We start from the raw sequence: 14,639 nt of genomic DNA on the forward strand, positions 1-14,639 counted from the left end.
TCATAAATTATTTAATGATTACAGCGGATACATGGTCAGGTGCTTGCCGGAAGATGCACTCCTCCGTGAGGAGGATGGGTACGTTTCCGTTCAGACCGATGCCTTGTGCCGCATGACGCATGAACTGTAACCCATTCAATGGAACGTGTTGAGAGGAGAGAGCGTTTTGAAGAAAGTCATCGCCATTGTCTTGTGTTTGCTTGTCCTGGGTCTGGTTGGGACGGCCTTTGCCTCCGAAAGCCATGATCTGTTGCCTGACTCCATCAAGAAAGGCGGAAAGATCATCGTCGGCATCAATGGTATTTTCCCGCCCATGGAATTCAAGAAGCCCGGTACCGACGCCCTGATCGGCATTGATGTGGAGCTGGTCGAGGCCATTGCCAAAGAGTTGGGCGTCAAAATCCAGTTCGATGATCAGCAGTTCGACCAATTGATCAACTCCATCAACACCAAGCGTGTCGACATGGTCATCTCCGGCATGTCCGACAGCGCTGTCCGCCGTCAATCCTTGGATTTCATCGATTACTTCAATTCCGGGACCCAGTGCTTCACCACAAAGGCTCTTGCCGGGGAGATCACCGGCCTCGAGGCCCTGGATGGCAAGACCCTGGCTGTTTCCGCTTCCACGGACTATCTGACCACCATGCAGAAGTGGAATGAGGACAACCTGGTCTCCAAGGGCAAGGAGGGCATCAACATCATGGCCGTTGACTCCGCCGCTTCCGCCCGCATGCAGATGCTGCAGGGCCGCGCGCAGGCCTCCGCTCTGAGCCCCGAGGCCTTGGGCTGGGCCAATGTGCAGCAGAAGGGGGCTTTTGTGGCGGTCGGACCGCTGCTGGAGTCCAATCCTTACGGCATCGCCTTCAGCAAAGACAACGTCCAGCTGCGTGACGCGGTGTACGCCGCCCTTCGGAAGGTCTTTGCCGACGGCACGTATATGACGATCATGAAGAAGTGGGGCGCCGAGTCCGGCGCTCTGCCCCGTCCGCTCATCAACGGCAAAGTCGTCAATTAGGATTTGTGGAATGATATGGAGGAGCCACTCTTGTCCGAGGGTGGCTCCTCCTTGCCTGGCAACAGGAATTTTTCCCCTGACAGGGATATATGAACGATACGTTTACACTTGGTATACTGACTCTCGGCCAATCGCCCCGTACGGATGTGGAACCCTCCCTGCGCGGAATCCTGGGGGATGATGTGCGGTTCGTACAGCGGGGCGGGCTTGACGGATTGTCCGAGGAATCCATAGCGGATCTTGCTCCCGTTGAGGGGGAACCCGGCATAGAGACATGCGTGCTCAGGGGGGAGGGGGAGCCCAAAGGCGTGTGCGTCGCGAAACGGCATTTGCTTCCGCGCCTGATTGCCGCGGCGCGGGAACTTGAAACGCAATGCGATATTTTTTTTCTGCTTTGTTCCGGTGAATTCCCGGCGCTGAAGGAAGCCGTGCCCCGGCTCATAGAGCCCATTGCGTTCATTCGTTCCGTTGTCGCGACAGTGGCCCGGCATTCGCACCTGTGCGTGATCGGACCGGAGTCCGACATGGCCGCCGCTCCGATGCAGTGGCAGCCCTACGCGGCCCGGGTGTCGACAGCGATTTCTTCTCCGTATGACGGAAAAGAGCGCCTCTTCGAGGCGGCACGCAGGGCGCAAGCGTCGGGGGCTGAGTATATTTTGTTGGATGACATGGGGTTTACGGTAGAGCAGCGCCAATTGGTGCGTAACGTGTCGGGGATTGCGACATTGAATGCGACCAGCATCACGGCCCGTATCCTTCGGGAGTTCCTATGACCTGCCGGTGGCGCGTCGTATACAAGTTGGCTGAGCAGAGGGTGAAGTGAACGGCAACCTTACCATAGTGCATGCGAAGAGTCTGGTCTGCGTCTCGGACGACAACCAGCCGAGAGCGGGAAGGACCCAGAGCGAGTTGAACATCATCCCCGACGGAGCCGTGGCTATCCGGGGCGGGAAGATCGTTGCCGTGGGCCCGACCGAAAGTGTTTTGCGAGATTTCGGCGATCACGCCCTCGTCTTGGACGCAACAGGCAAGACCGTCCTGCCCGGGCTGGTGGAGTGCCATTCGCATCCGATTTTTGCCGGGAACCGCCACTGGGAATACGTTCGCAGGCTCGAGGGGGCCAGCGGCAGGGACATTCGCGCGGAAGGCGGCGGCATCTGGTCCACTATCGAGAGTACCCGCAAGGCCAGCGATGAAGAACTCGTGCGGCAGGCCGAGTGGGCCTTTGCGCAGATCGCGGCGGGCGGGGTGACCACGCTCGAGGTGAAGTCCGGTTACGGGCTGGACACCAATGGGGAACTGCGCCTCTTGCGTTTGCTCAAGGAGGCGTCCCGGAAGACCCGGATGGACATCGTGTTCACCTTTCTTGGGGCCCACATCGCCCCTCAGGACGGCCGCAGTTCCGAAGAGTTCGTGGAAAACGTCAAGAACGAGATGCTTCCGGCAGTGCTCGCGCAGGGCATTGCGGAGTCCCAGGATCTTTCTTGTGAAAATGGTGATTTTTCCAGGAGCCAGGCAAAGGAACTTATTGAATATTCACACTCCGTCGGCTTACCCGTGCGTGTCCATGCGGATGCCTCTTCCGACTCGCTTGGTTGGCGTACCGCAGTGGAGGGAAAGGCCCTTTCCGCGGACCACCTGACCTACACGCCGGATGCCGAGATCAATGCCGTGGGAGCGACCCGAACCGTTGCCGTGCTGCTGCCGATAGCCGAGCAGTTCTACCTTGATGACAGAAAGGCCAACGGGAGGCTGTTCATCGAGAACAACGTGCCCGTGGCCGTGGCGACCGACTACTGCTCGTCCTTCCAGGCCACCTCTTTGTCGTTGACCATCGCGGCGGCGTGTTCCTGGTTTCGATTTACGCCCGCGCAGGCCATTGTGGGCGCGACCCTGAATGCCGCATATGCCCTGGGCAGGAATCAGGACCGGGGGTCACTGGATGTGGGCAAACGCGGAGATGTGACCATTTTCCGTTGCGGGCACCCCAACCAATTGGGTACGGCCATAGGCGCCCCGCTTGTGGATGCGGCGATATCTCAGGGGGACGTTATTTGGGAAGCGAGAAAGCAGGAGTTAGGAACGTTATGAAAGCCGAGCTGACGAATAGAACCGAGGTGAGCGGCGTTGAGAAAATAGCCGAAACACTTCGGCGCGCTATTTTCAAGGGAGCCTTCTTGCCAGGAGATCAACTCAAGGAAGTTGCTCTTTCCCGTTCTCTCGGTGTTTCTCGCGGATCGGTGCGGGAAGCCCTGCGTATCTTGTCGACGGAAGAGCTTGTGGTGCATTTGCCCAACAGGGGGGCATCGGTCCGGAAATTGAGTCTCGATGAAATAGACGACATCTTCCTGACCCGCCACATCTTGGAAATCAAGGCCTGCGAGTGCATTCCCACGACCTCCGATCACTTGTTGCGCGCCCTGGAAAACAGCACGTCCGCCTATGAAGCCGCCGCAAATCAGGATGACCCGGTGGTTATCGCCAATGCGCACATCAATTATCACAAGGCCCTTGTTGGACTAACGGGGAGTTTGAAGCTTGCGGAACTGGAAGAAAGCCTGATGCAGACCCTGCAGGTCATCATCGCCTGTATCGAGAACGATCGGGATGATACGCAAAAAGAGGTTGCCAATCATCGTCGGATGACGGAGATGGTTCTCAAAGGTGACGTGGAAGGTGCCAAAAAGTGGGTGGATGATTATATCCCCAACGGGAAAGATTTCGTAACAGCGCAGATACGTTCACAGGAACAGGAACCCCGCCTGGGCCGTAGATGAACTCTGTGAGGTTGAAGCGGAGGTGAAAGCCGCCTGCTCTTTTCCAGATTGCGGATCGGTATCCGAGTGGGGCATGGAGATCTTTCTTGGACGCTTTCCTTCCCCGCATGCCACGCGCTATTCCCGATGGACCGCGATGAATTGTAGCTGAAATTGCTGCAAGTCATTGTTTTGGTGGGAGCCGGAAAGGGGATTTGAACGCGCGGCCTGCTGATCACGAAAGTCTTTTCCGGTGATAACGCAAGCAGAGCCGCCTGCGATGTTTGCAGCCGGCTCTGCCAGTGTGACGGAGAGGATCCGTCGTGAAGCCTGTGAAAGTCATTCGCCGTTTTTGTATTGCTCTTCAAGCTTTTTGATTTGATCAACCAGTTCGTCGTCCAGCTTGACGATGTCGGCATAGTCGTATGTCTTGCCCAGGTTGGTGTATTTGGGTTGCCCCATGCGGTGGAAGGGCAGGGCCTCGTATTCACATTTCTCGCCGGGCAGGGATTTTATGAATTCGATGATGGCCGCGATGTCTTCCACCGTGTCGTTGAAGTCGGGGATGACCGGAGTCCGGACCCTGATCTTCATTTTGGGATAGGCCTCTTTGATTTTCGCCAGGTTTTCCCGAATCCGTCTGCCGCTTCGGCCTGTCTTCTCCTCGTGTCTTTCATCATTCATGGATTTGATGTCGTATAGAAAGTTGTCCACGAAGGGCAGGCAGGATTCGATCACGGACCAGGGCGCTTGACCGCAAGTCTCGACGGCGGTGTTGATGTGTCGGCGCCGGGCTTCGCGCAGCAGCGCCAGGGCGAATTCGGGCTGGGCGAACGGTTCGCCGCCGGACAGCGTCAGGCCGCCGCCGGAACGGGCGTAAAAGCGTTCGTCTTCCTCGACCCGACGAAGGACCTGATCCACGCTTTGCTCCTCTCCATAGACAATGATGGCGTTGCCGGGACAGACATCGGCCAGGGAAAGATCGTTGTGCACCAGGCTGTGGTCCATGCAGACCTTGCCGTCGTCGCCCACGGTTATGCCTCCAGTGGAGCAGTGCTTTATGCAGTGGGAACACTTGTCGGCGCCGATGCAGTTGTTGCTGTTGTAGGCCAGCTGCGGAGCAAATTCCTGCGATTCCGGGTTGGAACACCAGGCACAGTGCAACGGACAGCCTTTCATGAATACGATGGTCCTGATGCCCGGCCCGTCATGGACAGAGTATTTCTGGACACTGAACACTGTCCCGGCCGTCTTTTTGTCTAATATCGAACTCATTTATGTTTTCTCCCTGATCTCTCGGAAAGTGAAAAAGGGACAGGGGAGTTTCCCCTGTCCCTTGCAGACAGACCGGCGTGTTAGACAGACTCGTGTGCCGTCCTGGCGATCAGGTCGTCCTGAAGGTCCTTGGACAGGTCGCAGAAGTAGGCGGAGTACCCGGCGATACGCACGATAAGATTGCGATATTGCTCGGGGTTCTTCTGAGCCTTGATCAGGGTTTCGGCGTTGATCACGTTGAACTGGATGTGCCACAGGCGCAGATCGCAGTAGGCGCGGATCAGATCGACCAACTTCTGGGTACCTTCCTCACCTTCCAGGCACTTGGGCGTGAACTTGATGTTGACCAGGCGGGCGGCGCGCTCGCGGTGATCAAAGTTCTTGGTGGTGTAGTTGGACATGAGGATGGCGGTAGGTCCGTTCTTGTCGGCCCCGTGGGAGGCGGAGGAGCCGTCGGACAGGGGGTACCAGGCTACGCGTCCGTTCGGGGTGGCGGAGACCACGCGGCCGAAGGGCACGTGGGAGGTGAAGGGCACGTAGCGCACATCCAGATGCACGCCCAGCTCATCCTGATATTTTTCAGCGAACTCGACGCTCAGGGAGTCGACGTACTTGCCGATCTCATCAGCGTACGGGTCGTTGTTGCCGTAGCAGGGAGCCGTCTTGAGCAGGGCCTGAACATCCTCGTAGCCCTCGAAGTTGGCCTTGCAGGCGTCGATGACCTGCTGCATGGTCAGCTTCTTGTCTTCAAAGACGAGCTTCTTGATGGCGGCCAGGGAGTCGACGACGGTACCGAAGCCGATGACTTCGAAATAGCCGAGATCGATGCCTTCGGGAACGTCGGGCTGGTGGATGTCGACGCAATGCTTGCGGCAGAGGGCATGCATGGAGTCGGCCAGCGGAGCGGCGAAGTGGTCCTTGCGCAACTTGATGACGCTCACTTCCTGCGCGAAGCCGTGCTTGAGCAGGTTGCGGTGCTGGATGGTGTAGGCGGCCAGGAAGTCGTCGAAGTTCTCGAACAGGGCCGGATCGCCGGTCTCGGGAGCGAGCTGCTTGTCGCCGTACTTGAGCATCTTGCCGTTGTACAGGACCATTTCCACGGCGGCCGCGAAGTTGATGTAGGGGCAGCCGGAGGTATACGTGTCGCGGTTGGGCATGCGGATTTCGGCGCAGCCGGAGATGGCATAGTCGTAGATCTCCGTGAACTTGGCGCCCTTGGCCAGGTGCAGAGGAATGACTTCCTCGTCGTTGATCAACTTCGGGAAACCGGAACCTTCCTTGATGGTTTCCGCGATTTCGGCCAGGAAACGCTGGGGAGCGCGGGCGTGAATGCGGGCGGCCAGGTCGGGGTAGTGGTGCGGGAACTCGCGCTTGGAACGCAGGAACAGGTAGGACAGTTCATTGGTCGCGTCGAGGCCGTCCTTGGTCTGGCCGCCGATGGTCACTGCTTCCCAGTGGGCGTACCCTTCGTTGAAGTCGCCGCCTTGAGGGGAGATGTAGAGGTCGATGAACTGGGCCATGCTCACGAACATGCACTCGATCAGCTCCATGGCCTTGATCTCGTCCATGGTCCCGGCCTCGACGTCCTTTTCATAATAAGGGTAGAGGTACTGGTCCATCCTGCCGTTGGAGACGATGGTGCCGGTCTTTTGCTCAAGGCGGGAGAACATCTGCGTGAACCACTGGGACTGCACGGCCTCGTAGAAGGTCTCGGCGGGATGCTCGGGGACTTTGCTGCAGATGCGGGCCATTTCCAGCAGTTCGGCCTTGCGGACCGGGTCCTTCTCGTCAGCGGCCTTCTTCCCGGCCAGGGCGGCATGGCGGTTGGCCCACAGGATGATGGCGTCGCAGACCAGGATGATGGCCTCGATGAAGGGCTTCCTTTCGACATTGTCCACCGGGGAAAGCGGATCCAGAGCGTCGAGCTTTTCCTGCATTTCCTTGCGGATACCGCCGAATCCCCGCTTCAGGATGACTTCGTAGTCGTGCACCCACTGGAGGCAGGAGCGGAAGGAGGAGGTTTCGTTGACGATGTACCGGGAGTGCAGACCGTTGGGGTCATCATAGGTCAGCGCGTGGGTCTCGGGGGCGAACGCATTGTTCAGCGCCTCGTGGTAGGTCTTGCCCTTCCAGTACGGAGCGATCTCGTTGACCACGGCGTCGGCGTCGGCCTGGGAGATGGTGAAGGGGGAACTCTCACGGCTGGGCAGTTCCTTGAGGGCCAGGTCGAGGAAGTCGCCGTCCAGTTCGGGGTAGAGGATGCCGTAGCGGCCCTGGGCGCCGGCGCGGCCGCAGAGAAGGTTGTCGTCGTCGATGTAGACATCGATGTTCTCCGCGATCTTGTACAAGGCCTTTGCCCAGCGGAGGGTCAGGTGCTCACCTTCGGTCTCCTGCATGGACTGGGTGAAATACAGTGCGCGCTGGATGTCGATGGAAGGGGTCAGGTTCTCGATGGTCTCAAGGATCTTGAAAACGCGTTTGTGGGTTTCACGATAAGGGTTGTCGAGCCCCTTGATCTTGTTTTCCAACATCTGTTCTTGGTGTGAAAGGCAGCATTCCATCTGTCTCTTCTCCTATTGATGTGTTTTGATTTCTCGTTACGATGGCCTTGGGTGGTTGGGAGCCGTATTGCTTATTAAGCATACGCTGTGCCAATCAATTTTATGCGTATAACATGTTCATATAATAGTATTTTTCAAAACAGACTTATGCGATGTCCCGCGTCTTTGAATACGATGGTGCGGGGTCGCATCATTTTTTGGGGCCGAGATTTTTTCCACAATAAATAAAGGTGGATACGGAGGCGTTGCGTTTTGACATCCTGCTCGACGAATGGTGCAGAATTGAAACGCGTTCGCGAAATCAGGCTAATATGTTTATATTAAAGCAGTTAATGTGCAAAAAATCCATCTTTGGGGCTAACGGCCGAAAGAAAAGCCCCGCGACGTATCGCGGGGCTTTGGCTGTTTGCGGTTGAAGTCCTCAGCGGATGACGAACATGGATATGGACGGGATGTAGGTCACCAGCAGCAGGACCACAATCATCAGGGCAAGGATCGGCCAGATCTGTTTGCTGATGTCGTCCAGTTTCACCTTGGCAACGCCGGAGGCGACGAACAGGTTGACGCCCACGGGCGGGGTGATGAACCCGATGGCCAGGTTGACGACCATGATGATGCCGAAGTGGGTCGGGTCGATACCGACCTTGGTGGCGATGGGAAGCAGGATGGGAACCAGGATGACGATGGCCGCCAGCGCTTCCATGAAGGTGCCGATGAACAGGAGGAAGACGTTGAAGAGCAACAGGATAATGATCTTGCTGCTGGTCAGGCCCAGAATATACGAGGCGATCTGGGCCGGAATTTCCTCCACGGTCATGATTTGACCGAACACTTTGGCCATGGCCATGAGAATGATGATGATGGCCGAAGTGGAGCAGATCTCCAGCATCGTGGGAATGATGTTGTCCTTGTTCAGGCCCTTGTAGACGAACATGCCCACGATCAGGCCGTAGAAGGCGGCCACTGCGGCGGCCTCTGTCGGGGTCATCAGGCCGCTGTAGATGCCGCCCAAAACGATGACGGGGACCATCAGCGCCAGCTTGGCGTCCCAGATGGCCTTGACGAACGTGCCGAAGGTCCTCGTTTTTTTCTCTCCCATCCAGCCGTTTTTCTTGGAGTACCAGAAGCTGTAGCCCATCAGGACCAGGCCGGTGAGTATGCCGGGGATGATGCCGGCGAGGAAGAGGTCGCCGATGGAGGTCTGCGACGCGATGCCGTAGATGACGAACGGGTTGCTCGGGGGGATCATGACGCCGATGGCGCCGCCGGCAGCCACGATGGCGCAGGCGAAGTATTTATTATAGCCGCGTTCGATCATGGCCGGGATGGTCAGGGACCCGATCGCGGCCACGGTGGCCGGGCCGGAACCGGAAATGGCGGCAAAGAACATGCACGTGGCAACGGATGCTATGGCCATGCCGCCGGGTAGGGCGCCCAGCATTTCGTCGGCCAGGGCAAGCAGTCTGGATGAGAGCCCCCCCGCACCCATGAAAATGCCTGCGGCGACAAAGAAGGGGATGGCCATGATCGGGAAGCTATCGATGGACGTGAAGCTGATTTGGGCGATGTAGCCGAGATCAATGGTGCCGGTGGCCAGGATGGTCAGCAGGGAGGCGAGGCCCAGGCCGATGCCGATGGGGACGCCGATGGCGATGACCAGCAGGAAGTAGCTGAAGAGAACTATGGTAGCCGAGGGCTCGAAATTTTCAAAGGCTTGGAAATCCGGCAGATACCACATTATATAGGCCGGAGCGACGATGATCGCGGTCACGAAGATGGCCGTAACCAGCCCCTTGATCCCGCAGGTTTTCACTTCCAGGAAAATGTCCTGAAGCAGGCGGAAGCTGATGAGCGCAAAGCCCAGGGGAATGATGCTGTAGGGGATGTAATACGGAATTTGCATGGCTGGCGCCATCTGGGGATAGCGCATCCCCTCGCCGATCATGTGGACGCCCAGGCAGGTCACGTAGACGCTGAGAAAGAAGAAGCAGAGGTCGTTGACGACCCAGAAAATGCTCTGCCACTTGGGGCTGAACTTGTCGTAGAGAACGTTGACGCGGATATTCTCCCGGTTCTTGATGGCCAGCGGAACGGCTAGATAGGATATCCAGATGAAGATGAAACGGGAAAGTTCTTCGGTCCAGACCGCTGCGCTGGCTGTGTCGGAAAAGTTGACTATCAGATACCGGTAGGCGGTCTGGAACGTGATGATGAGGATGATCGCCAGAAGCCCGATGCACAGAAAAGGCTTTTCAGCATTTTCGTCTAGCCAGGTCAGCCAGCCTGTTTTGTTGGGGACTGTGGGGGACGTGGTCATTCTGCTATCCTTTTGACCTGCCGCACCCCCCTGTCCAAAAGGGGAGGGCGGCAGGTTATATCGTTTCTGTGGGGGGCCTATTTCTGGGTGGCTGCGATCAGGTCGAAGAGTTCCGCCGGAATGTCCTTGCGGAATTTGTCCCAGACGGGGCGGGTGACCTTCTGGAACTGGGCCAATTCGGCGTCGGTCAGCTGGTGGATCTGAATGCCTTCGTCGATCATTTTCTGAGTGGCCTTGGCTTCCAGTTCGGCGGAGATGCCACGCTGGTATACCAGGGCTTCATGAGCCGCCTGCCTGATCCACTTCTGCTGCTGGGGCTTGAGCCCTTTCCACCAGTCGTTGTTGCACATGAGAATGTGCATGCTGTAGTTGTGCCGGGAATCTATGGCGTATTTGATGACTTCATCGTGCTTGGCGTCGCAAAGCAGGGAAAAGGTGTTGCCCTCGGCGTCGACGGTACCCTGCTGCATGGCGGTGTAGACCTCGGCCCAGGCGATGGGTGTGGGGTTCATGCCAAGCGCCTTGGCGGTTTCGACTTCAACGGGGGAGGCCGTGGTGCGTACCTTCAGTTTTGCGAGGTCGTCGACCTTGGTAATGGGTTTGTCGGAGGTCACGAAGTTGCGGTAGCCGTATTCACTGAACATGATCGGGCGCAGGTTGATCTCTTCCGCCAGGTCGTCGAAGTACTTGCCGAGCGCTCCCCCGTCGAGAGCGGCGTACAGGTTTTTCTGATATTTCCTGTTGGTGACATACGGAAGGTCGAAGATCAGGAATTTTTTCGAAAAGTTGGCCATGTTCGGGGAGGAACTGGAAGCCATTTCGATGGAGCCGCGCTGGGTCGCTTCCATGCCGTCCCGGTCGGAGCCCATCATACAGTTGGGAAAAAGCTGAACCGTGATCGTGCCGCCGGAAACCTTCTCCAGGACCTCCTTGAATTTTTCATACCCCAGGGTCACGTTGTTGCCGGGGGCCATGGGGTGGGCAAGGCGGATTTTCAACTTGCGAGCGTGGGCCATACCGGGATTGGCTCCCAATACGAAGATCGCGCAGACGAAAAGTACGGCAGCTATAAAGCCTTTTCGGGTTATGGACTGTGTCATTGGTTCCTCCAAGTTTTGCGGTTGCTGTATGGTCTTTTTTTCACATGACAAGCAAGGAGCATTCCATGATGCAGTTCGGACGTCGAGCATGTGTTCCGGCCTGGTTGTGGCGAAATCATCGGCACTTTCGATGGATGGGGATGCCCCCCTCCTCCGGGAAGACGACGTTGATGTAGTTCTGCACCGTGTTATTGTGCGGGAATTCACATTTATCTGGTACGGCTCTGATTTTCAAAGGAATTTCTCCCGACGTTGCAACTCTGCACCATGTTGCAAAAAAAAGACGTATTTATAACCTATTGAAATAAGAAGTTTTCAAGGAAGCTTTCTGGGAAAGCCCGTCGCCGGTGGGATTATACGCCCAATACTCGGGCGGCATTCTTATACATGACCTTTTCGTAGACTTCCTTTTCAAAGGGCAGGTTCGCATACTTTTCGAGTTGTTCGCGGTAATCGATAAAGGGATGGGCGGAGGCGAAGAGCATCTTGTCGGCAATGAGTTCGTTGGCGGCCTTGGTGTAGGCTTCGGCATGGGGCCACAACTCGTATTCGGACATTTCGATGAAGACGTTCTTGTTGCGCTGGGTAACGATGATGGCCTCGTCCACCCAGGGGTAGCCACCGTGGCTCATGATGATCTTGAGCTCGGGGAAATCGCGGGCGACATAGTCGATGTAGCGGGGGGCGACATGGTCGATCACGGCGCCGGGGACAAAACTTGCGGTGCCGGTGGTCATGATGATGGGAATCTCGAGTTCGCAGCACTTTGCGTACACCGGGTAGTACTTGGCGTCATTGGAATAGATCTTCGCGAGATAGGGGTCGATGGCCGCGCCCCGGATGCTCTCGTTGTTTTGTACCGCCTGCTCCAGGTCGCGGATGGCGGCCATGCCCTTGTGCGGGTCGATCCCCCAGAACCCGATGAATGTATCGGGCGCTTTCTCACAAAATTCCAGCAGGCTGCCGTTGCCGTTCGCCATGGATGCATAGGTCGTTTCGCAGTCGCGGCCGGTGATGACGGCCTTGACGACATGGTGCGCGGCCAGGCCCTTGACGATGTCGTCAAAGGGTTCGGGGCGGCACTTGTCGAAGTGGGTCGCCTCACACAGGTCCTTGAACATGGCGCTTGTGGCAATGCCGTTGACGACTTCCGGGGTGTGGGGCCTGAATCTGAAATCGATAACTTTCATGAGGATTGCTCCTTTGAGGGTTTAAAATCAAGTTTTTGGGCAAAAGCAAAAAACAGGCCAAGAATAGCGAGGGTTTTCGGCCTGTTTTTTGCTTTTTCAGATAAAAAACTGTTCGAATTACGAGATCGGAATGACTTTAATCGTTTTTACCCTGTCCTGGTGCATAGCCGGGTTCGTGAATCATGTGGTCGGGCTGGGAGCCGCCATGGTGGCCATGCCCATCGTGGTCCATTTCCTCCCCCTGGAGCTCGCCGTGCCCAGCTCCACGCTGATCGTGCTGGTGTTGAACCTCCAGCTCGCCTGGAATCACCGGCGGAGCATCCGCTGGCAGCATCTCGCCTATGTATTTATAGGAGGCGTCTTGGGGGTGGTCGGGGGCATTTTTCTTATAAGAATGTTGAATAACGACTGGTTGAAAGCGTTGATGGGCGCCTTCCTTATTGCCTACGCCTTATACGCGCTGTTTTTTGAGAAACGGGAACCTCGACACATTCACCCGTTGTGGGCGATACCCACGGGGATATGTTCGACCTTTTTCGGCACAGCCTTCGGCTTCAACGGCCCGCCCCTGGCCGTATTCTCCGCCATGTCCGGATGGAGCGCGGACGAAGCCAAGGGGTTTCTCGGCGCTTCCTTCATCCTCAGCGGGATTGCCATTGTCTGCGGCCAGTTCCTGGCCGGGCTTCAGACCACACAAACCCTGAGCTATTTTCTCGCGGCATGCCCGGCTTCGCTTCTGGGCGGTCTCTTCGGAATCAAGTTCTCCAGGCGGTTCGCCGCGAAGTCCAATCGGCGCCTGCTGCTGTGCGTGTTGCTTTTTGCCGGAATATCGCAAATAATGGGTACTTTTCAGGAGCTTATCAAATGAGTTTCAAAATGGTTCACCAGCAGCACATCCTACAGGAGCGCAAGAGTTTTATCGCGACCTATCTTTGCCACATCTTTGATACCCTGAGCGATGGACTCTACATCACGGACAAGAACGGAATAACCCTGGCCGTCAATTCCATGTATGAGAATCTAACTGGTTTGAAATCAGGGGATCTCTTGGGAAAGAACGTCGCCGACCTCGTGGCGCAGGGGGTCTTCGACCTGGCGTTGAACGGGGAAGTGGTCCAGACCAAGAAAACCGTGACGGCGGTCCAGGTCAACCGCAACAACCGCAAGGTCATCCTGATCGCCCACCCCATTTTCGACTATGACGATGATGTCGAGATGGTGGTCACCTACGTGCGGGACATCGCGCTCATTTCCCAGCTCAAGAACCAGGTTTCGGCCCAACGGCAACTGATCGACTCCTTTCAATACGGCATCCGGCAGGAGGATTCCTCACTCTACCTGAATCCCAAGAGCGCCGTGATGCGGGAACTGTTTCGGCAACTCCACAAGATCGCCAAGACCGACGCCACGGTGCTTTTCCTGGGGGAAACCGGTGTCGGCAAGGATGTCATGGCCAGGGAGTTGCACAACAACAGCACCCGAAAGGATAACCCTCTGGTCAAGGTCGACTGCACCTGCATCCCCGAGAGCCTCATCGAGTCGGAACTATTCGGTTATGCGCCGGGGGCCTTTTCCGGCGCCGATCCCAAGGGGAAGCCAGGCCTCTTCGAGATGGCGAACAAGGGAACCCTGTTTCTGGATGAGATCGGCGAACTTCCCTTGCCCCTGCAAGGCAAGCTGTTGCGGGTCCTCCAGGACGGCGAGATTCAGCGGATAGGGGCGACCGCCGCCAAGAAGGTGAATGTCCGGGTCGTCGCCGCGACCAACCGAGATCTGGCGGAGGAAACGGAGAACGGCGATTTTAGGAGCGACCTCTTTTACCGGCTCCAGGTTGCGGTGATCAATATTCCGCCGTTGCGCGAAAGGGGAGAGGACCTGCTGGAGTTGATTTCCTTTTTTTTCGAACAGTTCAATACACGCTACAAAAGACGCGTTCGCCTTTCCGCAATGGCCGAAGAGCTCATGCTCAATCATGCCTGGCCCGGCAACCTTCGGGAGTTGGAGAATCTGGTCCACAGCCTCGTCGTCACCTGTGACAGCAACATGATCCAGGTTGCGGATCTGCCTTGCTCCATCGTGGCGAAGAGCTCCGCGGGCGATTCGCGCAAGACCGTGACATTTGGGTTAAGTGATTTTAACGGGCTGGATTTCAAAGAAATAATGGGCCAATTGGAGATTCAGATCCTGAAAGACGCGGTCTCGGCCTATGGTTCGATTCCCAAGGCGGCCCAGGCGTTGGGTCTGAACCGGAGCACCGTCTTCAGAAAGTTGCAGAAAGCGGAGCCCGTTGAATCGGAACGATGAGCCTCGGCGCGTGCGCGCATTTTGACATGCCGCTCCATCCGGACAACAGGAGATTCTCCCCTGCCGGGAAGGGTATGGGAAAGCCCCATGGAATTCCATGGGGCTTTCTTGTCGTAGGGGG

The 14,639-nt window shown here is 56.9% G+C and carries 11 protein-coding genes; 6 read left to right on the forward strand and 5 right to left on the reverse strand.

Annotation, left to right across the window (positions count from 1 at the left end):
* Positions 1 to 166: 166 nt before the first annotated feature.
* From V8V93_RS03735 to V8V93_RS03750, 4 genes are all read left to right on the forward strand, one after another.
* Positions 167 to 1,015 (forward strand): ABC transporter substrate-binding protein, encoded by an 849-nt coding sequence (locus V8V93_RS03735; RefSeq protein WP_338669034.1) that lies wholly within the window; start codon positions 167 to 169, stop codon positions 1,013 to 1,015.
* 89 nt (positions 1,016 to 1,104) lie between these two features.
* Positions 1,105 to 1,788, forward strand: a complete 684-nt coding sequence (locus V8V93_RS03740; RefSeq protein ID WP_338669035.1) for an AroM family protein — start codon at positions 1,105 to 1,107, stop codon at positions 1,786 to 1,788.
* Between the two features lie 46 nt (positions 1,789 to 1,834).
* Positions 1,835 to 3,106, forward strand: coding sequence for an imidazolonepropionase (hutI, locus tag V8V93_RS03745; RefSeq protein WP_338669036.1), 1,272 nt, complete (start codon positions 1,835 to 1,837; stop codon positions 3,104 to 3,106).
* Positions 3,103 to 3,792, forward strand: a complete 690-nt coding sequence (locus V8V93_RS03750; RefSeq protein WP_338669037.1) for a GntR family transcriptional regulator — start codon at positions 3,103 to 3,105, stop codon at positions 3,790 to 3,792. The genes hutI and V8V93_RS03750 overlap by 4 nt, the downstream gene beginning before the upstream one ends.
* Before the next feature lie 318 nt (positions 3,793 to 4,110).
* Here V8V93_RS03750 and hpsH read toward each other — a convergent pair whose 3' ends face one another.
* The 5 genes from hpsH to V8V93_RS03775 form a co-directional block, all read right to left on the reverse strand.
* On the reverse strand, positions 4,111 to 5,046 hold the full coding sequence (gene hpsH / locus V8V93_RS03755; protein ID WP_338669038.1) for a (2S)-3-sulfopropanediol dehydratase activating enzyme: 936 nt from the start codon (positions 5,044 to 5,046) through the stop codon (positions 4,111 to 4,113).
* Positions 5,047 to 5,126: 80 nt separating this feature from the next.
* Complete coding sequence (gene hpsG, locus V8V93_RS03760; protein WP_338669039.1) at positions 5,127 to 7,607, reverse strand: (2S)-3-sulfopropanediol dehydratase; 2,481 nt, start codon at positions 7,605 to 7,607, stop codon at positions 5,127 to 5,129.
* A gap of 421 nt (positions 7,608 to 8,028) precedes the next feature.
* Positions 8,029 to 9,924 carry a TRAP transporter large permease subunit gene (locus V8V93_RS03765; RefSeq protein WP_338669040.1) on the reverse strand — a complete coding sequence of 632 codons (1,896 nt, stop codon included), beginning with the start codon at positions 9,922 to 9,924 and terminating at the stop codon, positions 8,029 to 8,031.
* Positions 9,925 to 10,001: 77 nt separating this feature from the next.
* Entirely contained in the window at positions 10,002 to 10,940 is a 939-nt protein-coding gene (locus tag V8V93_RS03770; RefSeq protein WP_338669041.1) for a TRAP transporter substrate-binding protein, read from the reverse strand.
* Between the two features lie 437 nt (positions 10,941 to 11,377).
* Positions 11,378 to 12,214 (reverse strand): amidohydrolase family protein, encoded by an 837-nt coding sequence (locus tag V8V93_RS03775; RefSeq protein ID WP_338669042.1) that lies wholly within the window; start codon positions 12,212 to 12,214, stop codon positions 11,378 to 11,380.
* A 130-nt stretch (positions 12,215 to 12,344) separates the two neighbouring features.
* Between V8V93_RS03775 and V8V93_RS03780 the strand changes: the two genes are divergently transcribed.
* Both V8V93_RS03780 and V8V93_RS03785 read left to right on the forward strand, forming a co-directional pair.
* A complete protein-coding gene (locus V8V93_RS03780; protein ID WP_338669043.1) occupies positions 12,345 to 13,082 on the forward strand; it encodes a sulfite exporter TauE/SafE family protein in 738 nt (245 codons plus the stop codon).
* Positions 13,079 to 14,518 carry a sigma-54 interaction domain-containing protein gene (locus tag V8V93_RS03785; protein WP_338669044.1) on the forward strand — a complete coding sequence of 480 codons (1,440 nt, stop codon included), beginning with the start codon at positions 13,079 to 13,081 and terminating at the stop codon, positions 14,516 to 14,518. Before V8V93_RS03780 ends, V8V93_RS03785 begins: the two co-directional genes overlap by 4 nt.
* The last annotated feature ends 121 nt before the right edge of the window (positions 14,519 to 14,639 follow it).

Source organism: Pseudodesulfovibrio sp. 5S69, assembly GCF_037094465.1.
Classification (GTDB): Bacteria; Desulfobacterota; Desulfovibrionia; order Desulfovibrionales; family Desulfovibrionaceae; genus Pseudodesulfovibrio; species Pseudodesulfovibrio methanolicus.

What these genes read in the sequence shown, in the direction of transcription:
- V8V93_RS03775 (WP_338669042.1), bottom strand. Translation starts at nt 12,214, where the DNA reads ATGAAAGTTATCGATTTCAGATTCAGGCCCCACACCCCGGAAGTCGTC.
- V8V93_RS03765 (WP_338669040.1), bottom strand. Translation starts at nt 9,924, where the DNA reads ATGACCACGTCCCCCACAGTCCCCAACAAAACAGGCTGGCTGACCTGG.
- hpsH (WP_338669038.1), bottom strand. Translation starts at nt 5,046, where the DNA reads ATGAGTTCGATATTAGACAAAAAGACGGCCGGGACAGTGTTCAGTGTC.
- V8V93_RS03750 (WP_338669037.1), top strand. Translation starts at nt 3,103, where the DNA reads ATGAAAGCCGAGCTGACGAATAGAACCGAGGTGAGCGGCGTTGAGAAA.
- V8V93_RS03785 (WP_338669044.1), top strand. Translation starts at nt 13,079, where the DNA reads ATGAGTTTCAAAATGGTTCACCAGCAGCACATCCTACAGGAGCGCAAG.
- V8V93_RS03770 (WP_338669041.1), bottom strand. Translation starts at nt 10,940, where the DNA reads ATGGCCCACGCTCGCAAGTTGAAAATCCGCCTTGCCCACCCCATGGCC.
- V8V93_RS03780 (WP_338669043.1), top strand. Translation starts at nt 12,345, where the DNA reads ATGACTTTAATCGTTTTTACCCTGTCCTGGTGCATAGCCGGGTTCGTG.
- hpsG (WP_338669039.1), bottom strand. Translation starts at nt 7,607, where the DNA reads ATGGAATGCTGCCTTTCACACCAAGAACAGATGTTGGAAAACAAGATC.
- V8V93_RS03740 (WP_338669035.1), top strand. Translation starts at nt 1,105, where the DNA reads ATGAACGATACGTTTACACTTGGTATACTGACTCTCGGCCAATCGCCC.